Raw genomic sequence first — 18,877 nt, forward strand, 5'->3', positions numbered from 1 at the left:
GTTATTGATCCAGGTTAGAGAAATTTTCGTTTGTAGGTTTCGCAGGAACGAACATTCCTTGCACCGCTTCTAACTCCCAGACGTGACTGGCGCGCAGGTCGCCCGACCAAGCAAAGGCGCGCTTCAACTCTCATCATCGGCTGGTCCCGAACGGATCGGTCCCATGCGGCACGGAGCGGTGAATGACGCGAGTATTGATTACCGGAGGCGCGGGATTCATCGGTTCGCATACGGCCGACGTGCTGCTTGCGGCTGGCTATGAGGTCCGCCTTCTCGACAATCTCTCTCCGCAGGTCCATGGCGGCAACCGTCAGCGGCCCGCTTATCTCGCGGACGATGCCGAGCTCGTGGTCGGCGACGTCACGGACAGCGTCGCCGTCGAACAGGCCTTGCGCGGCGCCGACATGGTCCTGCATCTCGCCTCCGCCGTCGGCGTCGGCCAGAGCATGTACGACATCGAGCCCTATGTCAGGACGAACGAGCTCGGCACCGCCGTGCTGCTGCAGGCGCTGGCGAAGCGACCGGTCGCACGGCTGGTTGTGGCGTCCTCGATGAGCATCTACGGCGAGGGCCTGTATCGTGATGCCGTCGGCAACGTCGTGGCTTGCGACGAACGACCGATCGGGCAGCTTCGCCAAGGAGAGTGGGAACTGCGGGATCATGCAGGCCATGCGCTCGATCCCGTGCCTACGCCTGAGACCAAGCAGCCGTCTTTGAGCTCGATCTACGCGCTGAACAAATATGCGCAGGAGCGGATGTGCCTGATCACGGGCAAGGCCTACGGCATTCCGACGGTCGGCTTGCGCTTCTTCAACGTGTTCGGTCCGCGGCAAGCGCTGTCGAATCCCTATACCGGGGTGCTGGCCATCTTCGCCGCGCGGCTGCTCAATGGCCGGCCGCCGCTCGTCTTCGAAGACGGCCTGCAGCGGCGCGACTTCGTCCACGTGCACGATGTCGCCCGCGCCTGCCGCATGGCGCTCGAATCCGACCACGCCCAGGACGTCTTCAACGTCGGCTCGGGCCAGAGCCGCACCATTCTGTCGGTAGCCGAGGATCTTGCCCAGGTGATGGGACGGTGCGAGATCGCTGCCGAGATCACACGGAAATACCGTGCTGGCGACATCCGGCACTGCTTCGCCGACATCGGCAAATCACGCGACCTGCTCGGCTTCGAGCCGCATGTCGCGTTCAAGGACGGGCTCGAAGAGCTCGCCGGGTACCTCGCCGACCAGATCGCCGACGATCAGGCGGAGCGGGCGACCCGTGAGCTGCTGCAACGAGGGTTGGTCGCGTGATGAGTGAACAAGACAACAGACCTGTCCTGGTCACCGGCGGCTGCGGCTTCATCGGCTGCAATCTCGCCGACCGTCTGGCCGAGCGCGGCGACCGTGTGCTGGTGCTGGACAATCTCGCCCGCGCCGGCGTGCGCGAGAACGCGCAATGGCTGAAATCCCGGCATGGCGAGCGCGTCGCGATCACGGTGGCCGATATCCGCGACCCCATTCCGGTGATCGACGCCGTGCGCGAGGCACGCGCCGTGCTGCACCTCGCGGCCCAGGTCGCCGTCACCGACAGCGTCAGCGATCCCTCGGCCGATTTCGAGATCAACGCCCGTGGCACGCTGAACGTGCTCGAAGCCGTCCGCCTGCACAACGCCTCGGCCCCGGTGATCTTCGCCTCGACCAACAAGGTCTACGGGCGCCTGATCGAGGACAGCGAGATCGCGCTCACCGGCCGTCGCTACACGCCGGTCAACGATCTGCTCGCCGGCGGCATTTCGGAGAACGCGCCGTTGGACTTCTACAGTCCCTATGGATGCTCAAAGGGCACCGCCGATCAATACGTCCACGACTATGCCCGGGTGTTCGGGCTGCAGACCGTGGTGATGCGCATGAGCTGCATCTACGGGCCGCGGCAATTCGGCACTGAGGACCAGGGCTGGATCGCACACTTCCTGCTCAGCGCCATAAGCGGCAATCCGCTGACGATCTATGGCGATGGCAAGCAGGTCCGCGACGCGCTGCACGTGTCGGACGCTGTGAGCGCCTGGCTCGCGGCGCTCGACCACATCGCGCTGGCGCGCGGGCGCGTCTTCAATCTCGGCGGCGGTCCTGCGAATGCGATCAGCCTGCTCGAGTTGATCGACCGCATCACAGAGCTGACGGGCCGCAAGGTCAGCTATCGCTTTGCGGACTGGCGACCGGGCGATCAGCCCTGGTACGTGACCGACACGCGGGCGCTCGCCACCGCGCTCGGCTGGACGCCGCAAATGCCTCTCGCCGATGGCCTGCGCTCGCTCCACACCTGGCTCGACAGCCGCTTCGGATCACAGAATAGAAGCGAGGCCCTGGCATGACGCGGGTCGCCCTCATCAATCCGAACTGGGATTTTTCGGGCAGCATCTATTTCGGCTGCCGCTCGCCTCACCTGCCGCTCGAGCTCGGCATCTCCCAACACTATCTAAAGGCGGCCGGCCACGAAACGTTGCTGCTCGATGCGCATATGTTCGATCTCTCCCTCGCTGAGATCGAGGCCGAGCTGCGCGCCTTTGATCCCGACCAGATCGTCTTCACCACCGCACCGACCTATCTGTTCTGGCGCTGCGCGCCGCCCGAGCTGCGCGTGCCGCAGCAACTCGCCATCGCGGTGCGGGACCTTGCGCCGACCCTGATCGCGGTCGGCCCGCATGGTTCGAGTACGCCGAAGACCGCCCTGAGGAAGCTTGGCGTCGATATCGTCGTGATGGGCGAGTGCGAGGCGTCCCTGCTGCGTCTCGCCAATGGCGAGCGAGACTTTCCCGGCCTGTGCTTCGCCGACGGTGCTTCGCTCCGGGCCAATGGCGGCCCGCAGGCGGTCGCGTTCAGCGATCAGCCCGCGCTCGACTGGCCTGACGAGATGATCAGGCGTCACCATCACCACCATCACCGCTTCGAGGCCGCGCCGACCGCACCGGGCGCCGAGGTGGAGGCCTCGCGCGGCTGCCCCTACAACTGCACGTTCTGCGCCAAGGAGAATTTCCGCAACGCCTATCGCAAGCGGCCGCCCGCCGTCATTCTCGACGAGATCGATCGTCTGCGCCGCCATGGCATCGAGTACGTCTACTTCATCGACGAGATCTTTCTTCCCAATCGCGAACTTTTGGAAGGTTTGACGACGCGCGGGCTGAAGTTCGGCGTGCAGACGCGGATCGACCTCTGGAAGCCCGACATGCTCGCCCTGCTCGGGCGCGCCGGCTGCGTCTCGATCGAAGCCGGCATCGAGAGCCTCACCGTGGAAGGGCGCGCGGCCCTCGCCAAGAATTGCAAGATGACGACGGATCAGCTCGCCGACCGGCTGGTCGAAGCTCGCCGCCACGTCCCCTTCGTGCAGGCCAATTTGATCGAGGTGCCCGAGGACGACGATCCCGTGGTGCAGCGCTGGCGCCGCACCATGCAGGATGCCGGCGTCTGGGCCAACGATCCCGTGCCGCTCTACCCCTATCCCGGCTCTCCCGACTACCGCAAGCTCTGGGGCGAGCCCGACGATGTCGCCTGGGAGCGCGCACACCGGCACTATCTCGCGATGTTCGACCAGTTCAGCGACGTGCAGAACGGTCGCCCGATGCCACTCGACAGCCTCGAACTCCAGGTGGCCTCATGAACCGTGGCGCCGACATCAGGATCATGATGACGACCGACACGGTTGGCGGCGTGTGGACCTATTCCTGCGCCCTCGCCACAAGTCTCGCTGCGTCCGGGGCCGACGTCACGCTGGTGACGCTGGGCCCGCGGGCGCGCGTCGATCAGCGTCAGATGCTGCACGAGACCAGCGTTCACCTGATCGAGACGGACCTCGCACTCGAATGGCAGGACCCGGAGGGCCAAAACGTTTCCGACGGAAGGCGCGTGCTTGCAAACCTGGAAGCCAGATTGATGCCCGACGTTGTGCATCTCAACAGCTTCCGCGAGGCGACCTTTGCCTGGCAGGCCCCGACAGTGCTGGTGGCGCATTCCTGCGTAAATTCGTGGGCACTCGCCTGCCACGATACGGCCTGGCTTGGCGAGCCCAAATGGCGCCGCTACAGCGAGCGGGTCGCCGCCGCGCTCGACGCGGCGCAGGCCTGGGTCTGTCCGAGCCGGGCCTTCCACGACGACATCACGGCGATCTACCAGCCGCGATCGCGCGGCGCGGTGATCTGGAACGGAATTTCGCCACGCGCCCCGTCTGGGCGAAAGCAGGACCTGATTTTCGCGGCAGGACGGCTGTGGGACCGAGCCAAGAACATCGAAGCGCTCGCCGGCGCCGCGCCCGGGCTGGAATGGCCGGTCGAGGTGGCTGGTCCGATCGACGCACATCCGCCAGCGGGTGTCAGCTGGCTCGGGGAGCTGCCGCACACAGCGCTGGAGACGCGTTTGCAGCATGCAGCGATCTTCGTCAGCCCTGCGCTCTATGAACCGTTCGGCCTCTCGGTGCTGGAAGCCGCCGCCGCGGGCTGCGCGCTGGTCCTCTCCGACATCCCGACGTTCCGGGAATTGTGGCGCGGCGCCGCCTTGTTCGTCGATCCCGCCGACAGCGACGCGCTGCATCGGGCTCTGGCAGAGCTTTGCGCTGACGATATCGGCCGGGCAAAGCTGCAGCGCGCCGCCTATGAGCAATCCCTGACCTATTCGTTGACGCGCATGACGAGCGCCTATCTCGGTCTCTACCAGGACCTGATCGCATCGCGCCGCACGAGCGCGGCGGCCAGCCAAATCGAGGTGCGCGCATGAAATGCGTCCTGTTCTATCATGCCTTCACCTCCTGCTGGAACAACGGCAACGCGCATTTCCTGCGTGGCTACGCGCGCGAGCTCCATGCGCTCGGACACGAGGTCGTCGTGTTCGAACCCATCGACGGCTGGAGCCGGCTGAACGCGATCCGGGAAGGCGGGAGTCATGCGATGGAGGACATTCCCGCCCTCTTCCCCGGCATCGACATCCGCCGCTACGACACCAGCCTCGATCTCGAGCGGGCGCTTGATGGCGCGGATCTCGTCATCGTGCATGAATGGAATTCGCCCGATCTCATCGCGCAGATCGGGCGCAGGCGGGTGCAAGGCGGGTCCTTCACCCTGCTCTTTCACGATACCCATCACCGTGCGGTCAGCGCGCCCGACGAGCTTGCGCAATTCGATCTCGACGGATTCGACGGCGTGCTCGCCTTCGGCGAGGTGCTTCGGCAGATCTATCTGAAGCTCGGCTGGGCAGACCGGGTCTTCACATGGCACGAGGCAGCGGACGTTGCGCTGTATCACCCGTTGCCCCAGGTCGAGCGGACCGACGATCTGGTCTGGATCGGCAATTGGGGCGACGGCGAGCGCAGCGCCGAGCTGAACGAGTTCCTGGTCGAGCCCGTGGCGGAGATGAAGCTCCGCGCCAGCGTCCATGGCGTGCGCTATTCGGATGATGCGCTCCGCACCATCAGGAGCGCAGGCATCCGCTATGGCGGCTGGCTGCCGGCGTACTGGGCCCCCGTCGCCTTCGCCGGCGCGCGCGCAACCATTCACGTGCCGCGCGGGCCTTACGTCGCCCTGCTGCCGGGCATCCCGACCATCCGCGTGTTCGAGGCGCTGGCCTGCGGCATTCCCCTGGTTTCGGCACCCTGGTCGGATGAGGAAGGCCTGTTCCCCGAGGGCGCTTATCTCAGCGTTGGCGATGGCCAACAGATGAAGCATGCGCTTCGGTCCGTCATCGACGATCCGGAATTCTCTGCCGCGATGGTGGAGACCGGCCTGAAGGTCATCAGGGATCGTCATACCTGCCGCCACCGCGCCGAGCAGCTCATCGACATCGTCACCGACCTCAGGGATTCCAGCCGTTCGGCACGGCCTCAGCACGACATCGGAGCCGTCGCATGAAGATCTGCTTCTTCGGATCCAGCCTCGTCTCGTCCTATTGGAATGGCGCTGCCACCTACTACCGTGGCATGCTGAAGGAGATCGCGGCGCTGGGCCATGAGGTCACCTTCTACGAGCCCGACGCCTTCGACCGCCAGTCGCATCGCGACATCGACGAGCCGGATTGGGCCAGGGTGGTGGTCTATCCCGCGACCGCCGACGGCTGGCGCCGCTCGCTCGACACAGCCGCACAATCGGCCGACATGCTGGTCAAGGCCAGCGGCGTCGGCGTCTTTGATCTCGAGCTGGAGAACGCCGTCGCCGCGCTGCCCTCGCGGCTGACGCGGATCTATTGGGACGTCGATGCTCCCGCCACGCTCGAGGCGATGGAAAGCGATCCGCAGCATCATCTGCGTCGCGCGATCCCATACTACGACATGGTCCTGACCTATGGCGGCGGCGAGCCCGTCGTCTCCGCGTATCGATCCGTGGGCGCGCGGGACTGCGTGCCTATCTACAACGCACTCGATCCGGCCACGCATTTTCCGTCGCCGCCCAATCCGCGCTTCGCCTGCGATCTCAGCCTGCTGGCGAACCGCCTGCCCGACCGCGAGAAGCGCGTCGAGCATTTCTTCCTCGACGTTGCACGCCATCTGCCCGGAAAGTCCTTCGTGCTCGGCGGCTCCGGCTGGGACGACAAGGACGCCTCCGCCAATCTGCGCAAGGTCGGCCATGTCGGCACCGCCGATCACAACGCGTTCTTCGGCTCCGGGCTCGCCACGCTCAACGTCAATCGCGACAGCATGGCGCGCTATGGCTTCTCGCCGCCGACACGGGTGTTCGAAGCGATCGGCGCCGGTGCCTGCCTGATCACCGACGAGTGGGCCGGCATCGATCATTTCCTCGAACCCGGCCGCGAGGTGCTGGTCGCCGCCGACGGCGCCGAGGTGGCCGAGCACCTCACCGCGCTCGATCCCGAGCGGGCCCGGTCGATCGCCCGCCGCGCCCGCGCCCGCATTCTCAGCCAGCACACCTACCGGCAGCGCGCCCGCCAGTTCAACGATCTCTTCGTCGCCCACAGTTCCCGAATCGAGGCAGCAGAATGAACCTCTCCATCGTCGTCATCGGTCTTTCGGTCACGTCGTCCTGGGGCAACGGTCATGCCACGACCTACCGCGCCCTGATCGAAGCGCTGGCGCGACGAGGTCACCGCGTCACGTTCCTGGAGCGGGACGTGCCCTGGTATCGGGATCACCGCGACCTGACCAAGCCCTCTGCCTGGACTGTCGAATTGTACCAATCTTCGAAAGATGTTCCGCGCCAGTTCGGCAAGCTGATCCGCGATGCCGATCTGGTGATCATCGGCTCTTATGTTCCTGACGGGATCGCGCTCGCCGAATGGACCACGACGCACGCGAGGGGCATCACCGCGTTCTACGACATCGACACGCCAGTCACTCTGGCGCGGCTCGAGCAAGGCCTCGACTATCTCTCGGCGGCAATGATCCCGCGCTTCGATCTCTATCTGTCGTTCACCGGCGGACCGGTGCCCGGCCTGATCGAGCAGAGCTACGGCAGTCCGCTCGCGCGTGTGCTTTACTGCAGCGCAGACGCGGAGATCTACGCGCCGAAGCAGGCGCCGCCGAAATGGGCGCTCGGCTATCTCGGGACCTACAGCGAGGACCGGCAGCCCGTTCTCGAGGAGCTGCTGCTGGCTCCGGCGCGCACGCTGCCGAGCGATCAATTCGTCGTCGCCGGCGCGCAATATCCGGGCAATATCGCCTGGCCCGCCAACGTCGCCCGGATCGAGCACCTCTCGCCGAAGCAGCACCCGGAGTTCTACGCGGCGCAGCGTTTCACGCTGAACGCCACCCGCGCCGACATGAAGGCGCTGGGCTTCTCCCCCAGCGTCCGGCTGTTCGAGGCCGCCGCCTGCGGCACGCCCGTGATCTCGGACCGGTGGCCCGGGATCGAGACGATCTTCGCGCCCTCGAAGGAAATCCTGCTGGCAGCCAGCCCGCGCGAGGTCGTCGAGATCCTGCGCGACATGCCGGAAGAGCAACGGCGCACGATCGCCCACAACGCGCGGCGGCGGGTTCTCGCCGATCACACGCCCGACCATCGCGCACGGCAGCTGGAGACCTATTACACCGAGGCAGCCGCGCGGCGCCGCCGCAAGACGGCGCCACTCCCCGTCGTTCGCCCTATGCAGGTCGCCCAACTCTGAAAGGCCACGTCATGACGCTCCAGACCCGCATCCACGCGTCCCGCCGCTCGCCGACGGTCCTGGTCGCCGGCGGCGCCGGCTTCATCGGATCGCATCTCTGCGACGCGCTCCTGCAACGCGGCAGCATGGTGATCTGCCTGGACAATTTGTTCACGGGAACCACCGACAACATCCGGCCCCTGCTCAACCATCCGAACTTCCGCTTCATCGAGCATGACGTGCGCGATTCCATCGAGATCGAGGGCGAGATCGACCGGATCTACAGCCTCGCCTGCCCAGCCTCGCCCCGCCATTATCAAGTCGATCCGGTCGGAACGATGAAGACATGCGTGCTCGGCTCGATCAACCTGCTCGAACTGGCGCGGCAGAAGGGCTCCCGGATTCTTCAGGCCTCCACCAGCGAGGTCTACGGCGACCCGGAGGTGCATCCGCAGCCGGAATCCTATCTCGGCAACGTCAATCCCGTCGGGCCGCGGGCCTGTTACGACGAAGGCAAGCGGGCCGCGGAGACGCTGATGTTCGACTACCGGCGGATGCACGGGACGGAGATCAAGGTCGCGCGCATCTTCAACACCTACGGCCCGCGCATGCTCGAGAATGACGGCCGCGTCGTGTCCAACTTCATCGTGCAGGCGCTGCGTGGCGAGCCGATCACGATCTACGGCCAGGGCACGCAAACCCGCAGCTTCTGCTTCGTCGACGATCTCGTGCGGGGGCTTCAGCTCCTGATGGAGAGCCCCGCCTCGGTCAGCGGTCCGTGCAATCTCGGCAATCCGCACGAGGTCACGATCGAGGCCATCGCCCGTGAGGTGCTGGCATGCACCGAATCTGCGTCCCCGCTGCGCTTCGAGCCCCTGCCGAAGGACGATCCCAGACGGCGCAAGCCCGTGATCGATGCCGCCGAGAAGATTCTGGGATGGCGTCCGAGGGTGGCATTGAAGGACGGCCTTCAAGCGACCATTGCCTATTTTGCGCTCCGTCTCGCCGGGGAATCGCCCACGCTCGTGCCGGCCATCGCCACGCGCAGGACACGCCCTCCAGCACGCGGCCGCCTGACGATGTCCGAGCAACCGTGAAGGTCATTGCTTGGCAGGCTCGCCCGGTGAACCGCTCCCGCAATGAACCTAGAACGTCCCGGCCACAGTGACGCGGAACGTCAGCGGCTCCGCCGGATGCAGCACGTAGTCCATGACGCCGTTCTGACAAACGGCCGCCGGCGCGGTACCTGATGTGCAGAGATTGTAGAGCGTGTCGGTCTTCAACAGCGAGCCATAGGCATAGGTGATCTGGTTCGCCTTGCTGTTGAACAGGTTGAGCACGTCGAACTGGATGCGCCAGCCGTTCTCGCTGCGGTAGCCGAGCCGCGCGTTGGCGATGCCGGTCGGCCGCGAGCGGAACGCATTGTCCTCGGTCAACGGGCTCGCGCCGATATAGCGCCAGCGCGCGCTGCCGAACCACCCCGTCTTTTCGCCAAGCGTTATTCCGGCCGATGCCACCATCGCCGGGGCGTTGGGAATGTAGTTGCCGGGCGCATTGCCGATTTGCGCCTCGGGATAGCCGGCGAGCGAGGCATAGACCGCGGCCTGCTCGCCGTCATGGCCACGGAAGCGCGCATGCGTCATTGCAAGATCCACATCGATGTCGATCCAGGACCGCGGCCGGTAATGGTTGGTCCACTCGAAGCCGTAGCGGCGGCTGGCGCGGGTTGCCGAGGTATCGCCGGCATCGCCGGAGAACAGGATCTCGGAATCCTGGTCCAGGATGAAGAGGCTGAGAGAGCTCTCGAGGCCGGGAACGATCCTGCTGCGAACCCCGACCTCCGCGCCTCTGGTGCGCACCAGGAGCGGCGACGGCGTGAGCCTTGTCGCGGGATCGGTGGGATCCTCCGTCGTGGTCGCACCGCGGGCATCGTTCGAGTGCATGCCGTAGCCGGCGCCGAGGAAGAATTCCGTATGATTGAACGGACCAAGCACCATCCTGAATTTCGGGCTGCCGAGCGCGGCATCGGCGCGACCGGAATTTGCGGCGTTGAACAGAGAGATGACGTCGGCGGCGTAATAATCGCCGCGCCAGCCCAACGTCGTCCTGAGCCAGTCGGTCCAGCGCACCGTGTTCTCGGCATAGACCCCGACGCTGCCCTCGCCGACCTTGTCGCTGCGGATATTGCCGATGAAGCCGCGACGGAACGTATTGGTGAGCGCGAGGTCGATCGCATCATAACGCGATTGCAGACCGAAGGTGGTCTGCATCGGCAGGCCGGCCAAGGAGCCGTCCAGCGTGCGCGAGACATTGGCGCCCGCCATCAAGCGGTCGTCGTGCTGGTGGAACTGGTCGCCGAGCACGGGATCGTCAAGGAAGTAAGTGAAATTATTGAAGAGGTCGAGTTGGCTCTTCACCAGATAGGCGTTGACCTTCCATGAACCGATGTCGTCGGTCTGCGCGATGCGCCCGGACAGCGCAAAGCGGTTGGCATGACCGCCGTCGCTCGGATCTTCCGAACCGTACCGGCCGAGCAAGCCGCTGGTGATGGCGCGCTGCGGCACCTGGTCGGTCGCGTTCCATTTGTTGACGTAGGCCATGCCGGTGAGCGACATGCCGTCGGTCGCGGTGCCCTGGCTGTAGCGCACGAGGCCGTTGAGCTTTCGCAATTTGTCCGGATTGTCCCACGGGCCGTCGTAGGTCCCGATCTCGCCGGCCACCAGCAGCGAACCGTCGCCGACTTTCGCGGAATCCATGCCGAGCAGACGGCGGTAACCGAAGCTGCCGGCGCTCACCTGCGCCAGCCGCCGGGTGCTGTCGATCAGGCCGATGTGAACGCTTCCGACCGAGGCGAAGTCGCCTTCGTCGGCGAAGTAAGGTCCCTTGCGCGCGTCCATTGCGGCGATGGTTTCCGGGATCAGCCAGTTGAGATCGGCATAGCCCTGACCATGCGCGTGGGTGCGCATGTTGACGGGGACGCCGTCGACGATGATCGCCAGATCGGTGCCGTGGTCGAGATTGTACCCGCGCAGGAAATACTGGTTGGCTTTGCCCTCGCCGGAATGCTGCGTCACGATCAGACCGGGCACGGCTTCGAGCGCCTCGCCCGGCCGTGTGAAAGGGCGCGCGTTGATCTCGTCGCCGGAGACAGTGATCTCGCTGGCCATGCCGGCTGCGGCCCTTGGACCCGAGCCGGCACTGCGCGGATCGGACGCCTGCGTCGTCGCGGGAGACACGAAGATGCGGCGGCCGGCCGCGGGCGATCTGGCGGCACGGCGCGATGCGGCCGTCATCTTGCGCCCGGGCGTGGCGCCGCCACTGACCTCGACCGGCGGCAGTTCGCGTGAGGTGTCATTGCTCTGTGCGAGGGCGCGGCCGTCATCCGCGAGCAGCGCCAGGACCGAGAGTGCCGTCAAAGCGCCGCCGCGACGACCGTGCTCAGGCCGCCTCGGTCGCATCGGTGCATTCCAAAACTTTCGTGCCGGCGCGGCGAGGCTCGTTCCCGAACATGCGGCGATAGAGCACGACCGAGACGAGCCATGCGACCGCAAACAGCGCGATCACGACAAAGCCGACATTGGCAAGCGACTCGTTGAGGTCCTCGACCAGCACCCATGCGCCGCCGGAGAGACCGAGCCGCTCGCCGATCAGGCCGAGCGCTTCGATCCCGCCGATGAACAGTGCAACCGCGACGGAGGCGCCGGTGATCGTGAGATTGTACCAGAGCTTGCGCAAGGGATCGACGAAGGCCCAGCGATAGGCGCTCACCATCAGCGCGGAATCGGCAGTGTCGACCAGCGCCATGCCTGCAGCGAACAGCGCGGGGAAAACCAGCACATCGGCGAGCGAGGCGCCGCGCGCGGCTTCGCTGGCGGAGATGCTGAGCAGGCTGATCTCCGTCGCGGTGTCGAAGCCGAGGCCGAACAGGAAGCCGAGCGGGTACATGTGCGAGGGCTTCGTCACCAGGCGGAACATCGGGCCGAGCAGCCGGGCCAGAATACCGCGGCTGGCAAGCAGCGCATCGAGCTGCGCAGCATCGTGAACGCCCTGGTCCCGCGCCGCGCGAAACGTCCGCCACAGGCCGACGAAAATGACGAGGTTGATCGCGGCAACCGCAAGCAGGAACAGCGCCGAGACTGAGGTGCCGATGAGACCGCCGATCTCCTTGAGCAGGCTGTCGCCGCCGAGGCTCACGACGCCCAGTGCCAGCAGCATGGTCGCCACCACGACGACGGTGGAATGGCCGAGCGCGAAATAGAGGCCGACGCTGCGCGGCGTCTCGGCGCCTTGCATCAGCTTGCGCACGACGTTGTCGATCGCGGCAATGTGGTCGGCATCGACGGCATGACGCAGGCCGAACACCCAGGCCAGCAAGGCCGTCGCCATCACCGTCGGCCGGTCGCCGAACAGCGTGAAGGCCCAGGCCCATGCGGCGATGTTGGCGGCGACGAGCCCGCCAAGCAGCGCCACCGTTCCGGGCTCGACCGCCCGCAAAGTCCGCATCGCTGCTCGTTCCATTCGCTCGCCCTTACAGTATGACGTTTATCAAAATTTCTCATACTGGCAAGAGCAAGAGCCGGACCAGTTTCGGTCTGCCCCCTGACGAGCCGACGGAATGCGAGCCAAATGGCGGGCCTGATGAAGGAATTCCGCGTCAGCGGGATCACCGCGCCGATGCGGGATGGGCGCTCGCATTGGCAAGCAGATATCCAGTTTGACGCCGAAGTTGACGGTCGTCAGGGGGAGCTCGACCCACGCAACTGGAACCCGTTGCTGTGAAGCCGCTCACATCCGATTCGACGATCCCGATGTATTCATCGTGCCGGGTGGAGATGGCAGACGGAGACGCGCATGAAATTCCTCATGCTCTCGCTAATCGCAGCCATGCTTCTCGCCGGTGCGGCCAATAGCGTGTTCAGGCCGCATGCAGTACCTCACTTCGGTCAGCCCGGCATGGCGTCCATTCAAGACATGCAGACGGGCCAAGCCGACAAGCTTCCCGAGCAGGAGCTGCAGGACCGCTCCGTCTTGTTTGCGAAAGAGCTGCGGTAGGCCGGCAGGCTCGCTTTATTCGGCCGCTGCGGTCGCAGGTTGCCGCTGCCCATCGTTCGGTCCCGTTCGCGCCATCTGCTCGTCGAGCCAGAGGCTGTGGTGCTCGCGCGCCCAGTTGACGTCGACTTCGCCCGAGCCCATGGCGGCGAACGCACCTTCCATGCCGATAGTGCCGATATAGATGTGCCCGATCATCGCCGCGACGAACAGGACCGCCACAATGGAGTGGACGATCTGGGCCATCTGCATGCTTTCGATACCCGTGCCGTAGAACGGGAACATCAGCGCATAGCCGCTCGCCGCGACGAGCCCACCACCGATCACGACGATCCAGTAGATCATCTTCTGGCCGCCATTGAAGCGATTGGCCGGCGGATGGTCATGCCCGATCAGGCCGCCACCCCGCTTGGCCCATTCGATATCCACCTTGCTGGGAATGTTGCCGCCGATCCACATCAGGAAGATCAGCACGACCCCCAGCGTGAACGGGAAACTCAGATAATTGTGGGCGTATTTGGCCCATTGCGACCATTCGGAAAAGGCCTCGAAACCGATCAGCGGCAAAAGCAGTTGCCGGCCAAAGGTGACGTTGAGGCCGGAGATCGCCAGGATGATGAAGCAGGTTGCCGTCATCCAGTGCACGAAACGTTCGAAACCGTTGAAGCGCACGATGGTGCGGCCCGAGTGGCCGCTTTCCAGCCGAACCATGCCGCGGGTGAGATAGAAGATCATGATCAGGGCGATCACGCCGATGATGGCAACGCCGCCGATCCAGGGCAGCGTCACCATGCGGAATTCCCGCCATTCCCGCCCCTGCGGCTGCTCGAGAACGCCGGACCGCTGATCCGGAATGCTGACACGCCCTTGAATCCGGTTCAGCTCCTGCAGAAGCTGCTGCTCCTTGACCGAGCTTGCAGTCGGATTGACCTGCTGAGCACTCGCAGGCGCCGCCATCGCCAAGAGAAGCAGCGTGCAAACGCCGAACGCCAGGCGAATGAACCTTCCAAATGACGCCATCACGTCCTCCCCGGTATTTGCGCGCCCTTCTGTTGCCACTTCAGGACTCGATCGCCTCGCGATAAGCGGTCTTCCAGCCCCATGCACCCGAGCCATAGCCGCGCTTCATGACGCGCTCCTTGTAGATCTGCGCGATGATCTCGCCGTCGCCCGCAAGCAAGGATTTGGTCGAGCACATTTCCGCGCAGAGCGGCAGCTTGCCTTCGGCCAGCCGGTTCGCACCGTATTTCGCGTATTCCTCCTTGCTGCCGTCGGCCTCCGGGCCGCCGGCGCAATAGGTGCATTTGTCCATCTTGCCGCGGGAGCCGAAGTTTCCGACCTTTGGATATTGCGGCGCGCCGAACGGACAGGCGTAGAAGCAATAGCCGCAGCCGATGCAGAGGTCCTTGGAGTGCAGCACCACGGCATCGGCCGTGGTGTAGAAGCAGTTCACCGGACAGACCGCCGCGCAGGGCGCGTCCGTGCAGTGCATGCAGGCCATCGAGATCGAGCGCTCGCCCGGCTTGCCGTCGTTGATGGTGACGACACGCCGCCGGTTGATGCCCCAGGGCACCTCGTGCTCGTTCTTGCAGGCGGTGACGCAGGCGTTGCACTCGATGCAGCGATCAGCGTCGCAGAGAAATTTCATCCGAGCCATGTGCGTGCTCCTCTCAGGCTGCGACGATCTGACAAAGCGTGACCTTCGGCTCCTGCATGCCGGTTGCAGGATCGTAGCCGTAGCTCGTGATCGTGTTGGCGCTCTCGCCCAGCACGATCGGATCGGTGCCGGCAGGATAGTTCTTGCGCAGGTCGTTACCGCCGAGCCAGCCGCCGAAATGGAACGGCATCCAGGCGACGCCCTTGCCGACGCGTTCGGTCACCATCGCCTTCATCTTGGCCCGCGAGTTGTTCTCAGCGCCGCTCACCCAGACCCAGCCGCCGTCCTTGATGCCGCGATCGGCGGCATCAGCCGGGCTGATCTCGATGAACATGTCCTGTTGCAATTCGGCGAGCCACGGATTGGTGCGGGTTTCCTCGCCGCCGCCTTCGTATTCGACGAGACGTCCGGAGGAGAGGATCAGCGGGAACTGCTTGGCGATCCCCTTCTCCACCGCCGCCTTCTGCACCGAGAAGCCGATGTTGGGCAGACGGAACTGCTTGGCATCGGGCAAGGTCGGATACTTCTCGACGAGGTCGACGCGCGGCGTGTAGATCGGCTCGCGGTGCACCGGGATTGGATCCGGCAGACCGAACGCATTCATGCGCGCCTTGCCGTTGCCGAAGGGCACGCAGCCATGCTTCAGCGCGACGCGCTGGATGCCGCCGGAGAGGTCGAGCGCCCAGGACACCGCATCCGGATTGGCCGGGTTGACCCGCTGGATCGTCGCCATCTCGGCCTCGGTGAGATCCTTGTCCCAACCGAGCTTCTTCAGGCTCGCCAGCGTGAACTCGGGATAGCCGTCCTCGATCTCCGAGCCCTTGGAGAAGGACTTGTCGGCGAGCAGGCTCACCTTCCGCGTCGTGCCGTCGGGCAGCTTCTCCTCGCGCTCGATGCCGAAGCGCGGACGGAATGCGCCGCCGCCGTCCATGACGTGCAGATTGTTGTTGTAGAGCAGCGGCGAGCCGGGATGCTTCACCTCGGGCGAGCCCCAGCACGGCCAAGGCAGGCCATAATAATCGCCGCCGACTTCCGGATCGTCCTTGGGGGCGCGCATCGTCACCAGGTCGAACTTGTGCTGGTTCTTCATGTGCGCCTTGATGCGCTCCGGCGACTGGCCGCAATAACCGGTCGACCAGCTTCCACGGTTGATCTCGCGCAGCACGTCCTCGGGGACCGGAAGGTTGTTCTCGACCTTGATGTTCTTGAACATCTTGTCGGCGAAGCCGAACTTCTTCGCCAGCAGATAGATGATCTCGAGGTCGTCCTTGGATTCGAAGATCGGCTTGACGATCTGCTCGCCCCATTGCATCGAGCGGTTGGAGGCGACGCGCGATCCCGCGCATTCGAACTGCGTCGCCACGGGCAGGATATAGACGCCGTCCTTGCGTCCGGCCTCGACCGCCAGAGACGCCCAGGTGGTCGGGTGCGGATCGGCGATCACCAGCAGCTCCAGCGCCTTCAGGCCCTTCAGCGATTCGGGAATGCGCGTGATGCTGTTGCTGGCGTGGCCTTGCACGAACACGGCCTTGACGTTGTCCTTCTGTGCGACGTCGGCCTTCGGCAACAGCGCCGCATCGAACCAGCGCGTCAGCGGGATGCCTGGAGTCTCCATCTGCTTCTTCTCGTCGAAGCGCGAGACGAGATAGTCGTAGTCGACCTCCCAGACCCGGGACCAGTGCTTCCAGGCGCCCTCCGCGAGGCCGTAATAGAACGGCAACGTCACGATATCGAGGCCGACATCGGTCGCGCCCTGCACGTTGTCATGGCCGCGCAGGATGTTGGCGCCGGCCCCGGCCTTGCCGACGTTGCCCGTCATCAGCAGCGCGATGCAGCTCGCCCGCACGTTGGCGGTGCCGACCGTGTGCTGGGTCTGGCCCATGCACCAGATGATGGTCGCGGGCTTGACCGTCGCGAATGTCTTGGCGACGCGCTCGAGCTGCGCGGCGGGCACACCGGTGACGCGCTCGACCTCCTGCGGATTCCATTTCTCGACCTCCTTGCGCAGGTCGTCGAAGCCGTAGACGCGCTGGGCGATGAATTCCTTGTCCTCCCAGCCGTTCTTCAGGATGTGCCACATCATGCCGTAGAGCACGGGAATGTCGGTGCCGGGACGGATGCGGACATATTCGGTGGCATGTGCCGCGGTGCGGGTCAGGCGCGGATCGAAGACGATGAAATTCGCCTTGTTGAGCTCCTTGGATTCGAGCAGGTGCTGCATGCTGACCGGATGCGCTTCCGCCGCGTTGCTGCCGATAAACAGCATCGTCTTGGAGTTGCGCATGTCGTTGATGCTGTTCGTCATCGCGCCGTAGCCCCAGGTATTGGCGACGCCGGTGACGGTGGTGGAGTGGCAGATCCGCGCCTGGTGATCGGTGTTGTTGGTGCCCCAGAACGCGCCCAACTTGCGGAACAGGTAGGCTCCTTCGTTGGTCATCTTGGCCGAGCCGAGCCAATAGACCGAATCGCTGCCCGACTTCTCGCGAACCTGCAGCAGCTTGTCGCCGATCTCGTTCACCGCCGTGTCCCACGACACGCGCGTCCACTGCCCGTTCACCAGCTTCATCGGATAGCGCAGGCGGCGATCGCTGTGCACGAGCTCGCGCACCGAGGCGCCCTTGGCGCAATGCGAGCCACGGTTGATCGGCGAATCCCAGCTCGGTTCCTGCCCGATCCAGACTCCGTTGAGGACTTCCGCCGTCACCGTGCAGCCCACGGCACAATGCGTGCAGATGCTCTTCTTGACGGTGGCGCCGGCCGCGAGCGGGCCGGCGGCGGCCGCCTCCGCCTTTCGCACGTTGCCCACCGGCATGGCCCCGAGCGCGGCGAGCGCGCCGCCGGCCAGGCCGGACTTGCGCAGGAACGTGCGGCGATCAAGTCCCCCGCCCTGCCCCGCAAGGGATTCGGCGACGGAACCGCGGCGATCGGAACGCTGGTGTGTTCGCTTGATAAGCACGGGCAGCCTCCCTCTCAGGCCGGATAACGATTGACGCGGTAGAACGTCTTCACGTGATCGGATTCCTTGTAGCGCGCCTTGCGCTTCTCATCGTTGGTTTCACTGTCGGCCTGGGCGGACCCGACCAACGGTGTTGCAAGCGCCGCGCCGGCACCGGCGGTACCCAAGCCGACCTTGCGCAGGAAATCGCGGCGTCCGACCTTTGCTCTCGTCTCGTCACTCATCGCATCTCTCCCGGACCGAAGCGCCCTCGGTCAGCTGGCGAATGTAAATGCTTCCGTCTCGATTTCGATGAAAGTGCGGCCGAGCGCGCCGACTGCGCGATAGAAACGGGCAGTCCCCGCGTTCTCGATGTCGGCGAACAACCGCCCCATCCATGGCGACACGTGCTTTTCGAAGAAGGCGCGCTGCGCCTCGTGTGAGGCATCGAAGCGGCCATCGGCAAGGCCCGACATGATCTCGCACAGGATGGCAGCGTGATCTTCGGGTTCGGAATCGTTGGCGATACGCTCGATGCCGAGCGTCATCAGGTCGCCGCGCAGGCGCGACAAAGGCCGTTCGTTGAGAAAGCCCGTGAGATAATAGGAAGCATAGGGCAGCAATTCACCGCGGCCGAGCCCGACAAACAAATCGAAATACTCCCGCTCGACCTTCGCTGGGACGGCGTTCGAGGCGGCCTCGGCAAGCGCCGCATGCGCGCGACCGAGCGGCGTCGCGTCTCCGCTGAGCGCGGCGAGCTGATCGAGCAGGCGCTTCGACGGAGGCGCAGACAGCAGGCCCGCGAGCAAGACGTATTCCTGCGCGCGCGCCGCATCGATGGGATCGACGAGCTCGGCGGAGCCGGCTTGCTCACCGTAAAGATCGGGCCGCAGATCGTTTCGGGAGACGCCGGTCGCCGTTTCGACTGCAACCACCCGTTGTGCGGGCACACGGGTCCAATTCGAGACGGAGGGCTGGCTGATGCCTATTTTGCGTGCAAGCTGAGCGATGCCGCCTGCGGCATCGATCGCTCGATCAAGTCCGTCATCGCGCACGTGGACCTCCCATCCCAGTCCCGTCTGCTTGATTATCGCTTTTGTTACAAAGCAGTAGGTAGCGTAATCCGGGTTCCAGCAACGGTCAATCGCCTGCCATAGCCTGTACCTATAGTCTTTG

The 18,877-nt window shown here is 65.0% G+C and carries 17 protein-coding genes; 10 read left to right on the forward strand and 7 right to left on the reverse strand.

Annotation, left to right across the window (positions count from 1 at the left end):
- The first annotated feature begins 182 nt into the window (after positions 1-182).
- From I6F21_RS10620 to I6F21_RS10655, 8 genes are read left to right on the forward strand one after another with little or no spacing between them, the layout of a single operon-like run.
- Complete coding sequence (locus I6F21_RS10620) at positions 183-1,295, forward strand: NAD-dependent epimerase/dehydratase family protein (RefSeq protein WP_036023669.1); 1,113 nt, start codon at positions 183-185, stop codon at positions 1,293-1,295.
- The gene (locus I6F21_RS10625; RefSeq protein WP_225111869.1) at positions 1,295-2,356 is read left to right on the forward strand and encodes an SDR family NAD(P)-dependent oxidoreductase; all 1,062 of its coding nucleotides are present in this window, start codon (positions 1,295-1,297) and stop codon (positions 2,354-2,356) included. The genes I6F21_RS10620 and I6F21_RS10625 overlap by 1 nt, the downstream gene beginning before the upstream one ends.
- Positions 2,353-3,639, forward strand: a complete 1,287-nt coding sequence (locus I6F21_RS10630) for a TIGR04295 family B12-binding domain-containing radical SAM protein (protein WP_225141458.1) — start codon at positions 2,353-2,355, stop codon at positions 3,637-3,639. Before I6F21_RS10625 ends, I6F21_RS10630 begins: the two co-directional genes overlap by 4 nt.
- A complete protein-coding gene (locus I6F21_RS10635) occupies positions 3,636-4,748 on the forward strand; it encodes a glycosyltransferase family 4 protein (RefSeq protein ID WP_225183141.1) in 1,113 nt (370 codons plus the stop codon). The genes I6F21_RS10630 and I6F21_RS10635 overlap by 4 nt, the downstream gene beginning before the upstream one ends.
- The gene (locus I6F21_RS10640; RefSeq protein WP_225141453.1) at positions 4,745-5,875 is read left to right on the forward strand and encodes a glycosyltransferase; all 1,131 of its coding nucleotides are present in this window, start codon (positions 4,745-4,747) and stop codon (positions 5,873-5,875) included. Before I6F21_RS10635 ends, I6F21_RS10640 begins: the two co-directional genes overlap by 4 nt.
- Entirely contained in the window at positions 5,872-6,960 is a 1,089-nt protein-coding gene (locus I6F21_RS10645) for a glycosyltransferase (protein WP_225141451.1), read from the forward strand. The genes I6F21_RS10640 and I6F21_RS10645 overlap by 4 nt, the downstream gene beginning before the upstream one ends.
- Positions 6,957-8,081, forward strand: coding sequence for a glycosyltransferase (locus I6F21_RS10650; RefSeq protein WP_225141449.1), 1,125 nt, complete (start codon positions 6,957-6,959; stop codon positions 8,079-8,081). Before I6F21_RS10645 ends, I6F21_RS10650 begins: the two co-directional genes overlap by 4 nt.
- An 11-nt stretch (positions 8,082-8,092) precedes the next feature.
- Complete coding sequence (locus tag I6F21_RS10655) at positions 8,093-9,157, forward strand: UDP-glucuronic acid decarboxylase family protein (RefSeq protein ID WP_036034790.1); 1,065 nt, start codon at positions 8,093-8,095, stop codon at positions 9,155-9,157.
- 48 nt (positions 9,158-9,205) lie between these two features.
- Here the strand turns inward: I6F21_RS10655 and I6F21_RS10660 are convergent, their stop codons facing one another.
- Both I6F21_RS10660 and I6F21_RS10665 read right to left on the reverse strand, forming a co-directional pair.
- Positions 9,206-11,518 (reverse strand): TonB-dependent receptor, encoded by a 2,313-nt coding sequence (locus I6F21_RS10660; protein ID WP_225141447.1) that lies wholly within the window; start codon positions 11,516-11,518, stop codon positions 9,206-9,208.
- Positions 11,499-12,578 carry a HoxN/HupN/NixA family nickel/cobalt transporter gene (locus I6F21_RS10665; RefSeq protein WP_225141446.1) on the reverse strand — a complete coding sequence of 360 codons (1,080 nt, stop codon included), beginning with the start codon at positions 12,576-12,578 and terminating at the stop codon, positions 11,499-11,501. The genes I6F21_RS10660 and I6F21_RS10665 overlap by 20 nt, the downstream gene beginning before the upstream one ends.
- Before the next feature lie 108 nt (positions 12,579-12,686).
- Between I6F21_RS10665 and I6F21_RS10670 the strand changes: the two genes are divergently transcribed.
- On the forward strand, positions 12,687-12,839 hold the full coding sequence (locus I6F21_RS10670; protein ID WP_225141442.1) for a hypothetical protein: 153 nt from the start codon (positions 12,687-12,689) through the stop codon (positions 12,837-12,839).
- A gap of 72 nt (positions 12,840-12,911) precedes the next feature.
- Entirely contained in the window at positions 12,912-13,112 is a 201-nt protein-coding gene (locus I6F21_RS10675; protein ID WP_225111860.1) for a hypothetical protein, read from the forward strand.
- Positions 13,113-13,127: 15 nt separating this feature from the next.
- Here the strand turns inward: I6F21_RS10675 and I6F21_RS10680 are convergent, their stop codons facing one another.
- Genes I6F21_RS10680 through I6F21_RS10700 form a run of 5 tightly spaced genes read right to left on the reverse strand, consistent with a single transcriptional unit; the run spans position 13,128 to position 18,756 of the window.
- A complete protein-coding gene (locus I6F21_RS10680) occupies positions 13,128-14,129 on the reverse strand; it encodes a formate dehydrogenase subunit gamma (protein WP_225183142.1) in 1,002 nt (333 codons plus the stop codon).
- A 40-nt stretch (positions 14,130-14,169) separates the two neighbouring features.
- Positions 14,170-14,766, reverse strand: coding sequence for a formate dehydrogenase FDH3 subunit beta (gene fdh3B / locus I6F21_RS10685; RefSeq protein WP_036005105.1), 597 nt, complete (start codon positions 14,764-14,766; stop codon positions 14,170-14,172).
- A gap of 13 nt (positions 14,767-14,779) precedes the next feature.
- Positions 14,780-17,722 (reverse strand): formate dehydrogenase subunit alpha, encoded by a 2,943-nt coding sequence (locus tag I6F21_RS10690; protein WP_158284415.1) that lies wholly within the window; start codon positions 17,720-17,722, stop codon positions 14,780-14,782.
- A 14-nt stretch (positions 17,723-17,736) separates the two neighbouring features.
- Entirely contained in the window at positions 17,737-17,946 is a 210-nt protein-coding gene (locus tag I6F21_RS10695; protein ID WP_225141439.1) for a twin-arginine translocation signal domain-containing protein, read from the reverse strand.
- A 30-nt stretch (positions 17,947-17,976) separates the two neighbouring features.
- Positions 17,977-18,756 (reverse strand): molecular chaperone TorD family protein, encoded by a 780-nt coding sequence (locus I6F21_RS10700; protein ID WP_225183143.1) that lies wholly within the window; start codon positions 18,754-18,756, stop codon positions 17,977-17,979.
- Positions 18,757-18,877 lie beyond the last annotated feature (121 nt).

The sequence above is a fragment of the Bradyrhizobium sp. NBAIM03 genome (assembly GCF_020194055.1).
Lineage (GTDB): Bacteria > Pseudomonadota > Alphaproteobacteria > Rhizobiales > Xanthobacteraceae > Bradyrhizobium > Bradyrhizobium yuanmingense.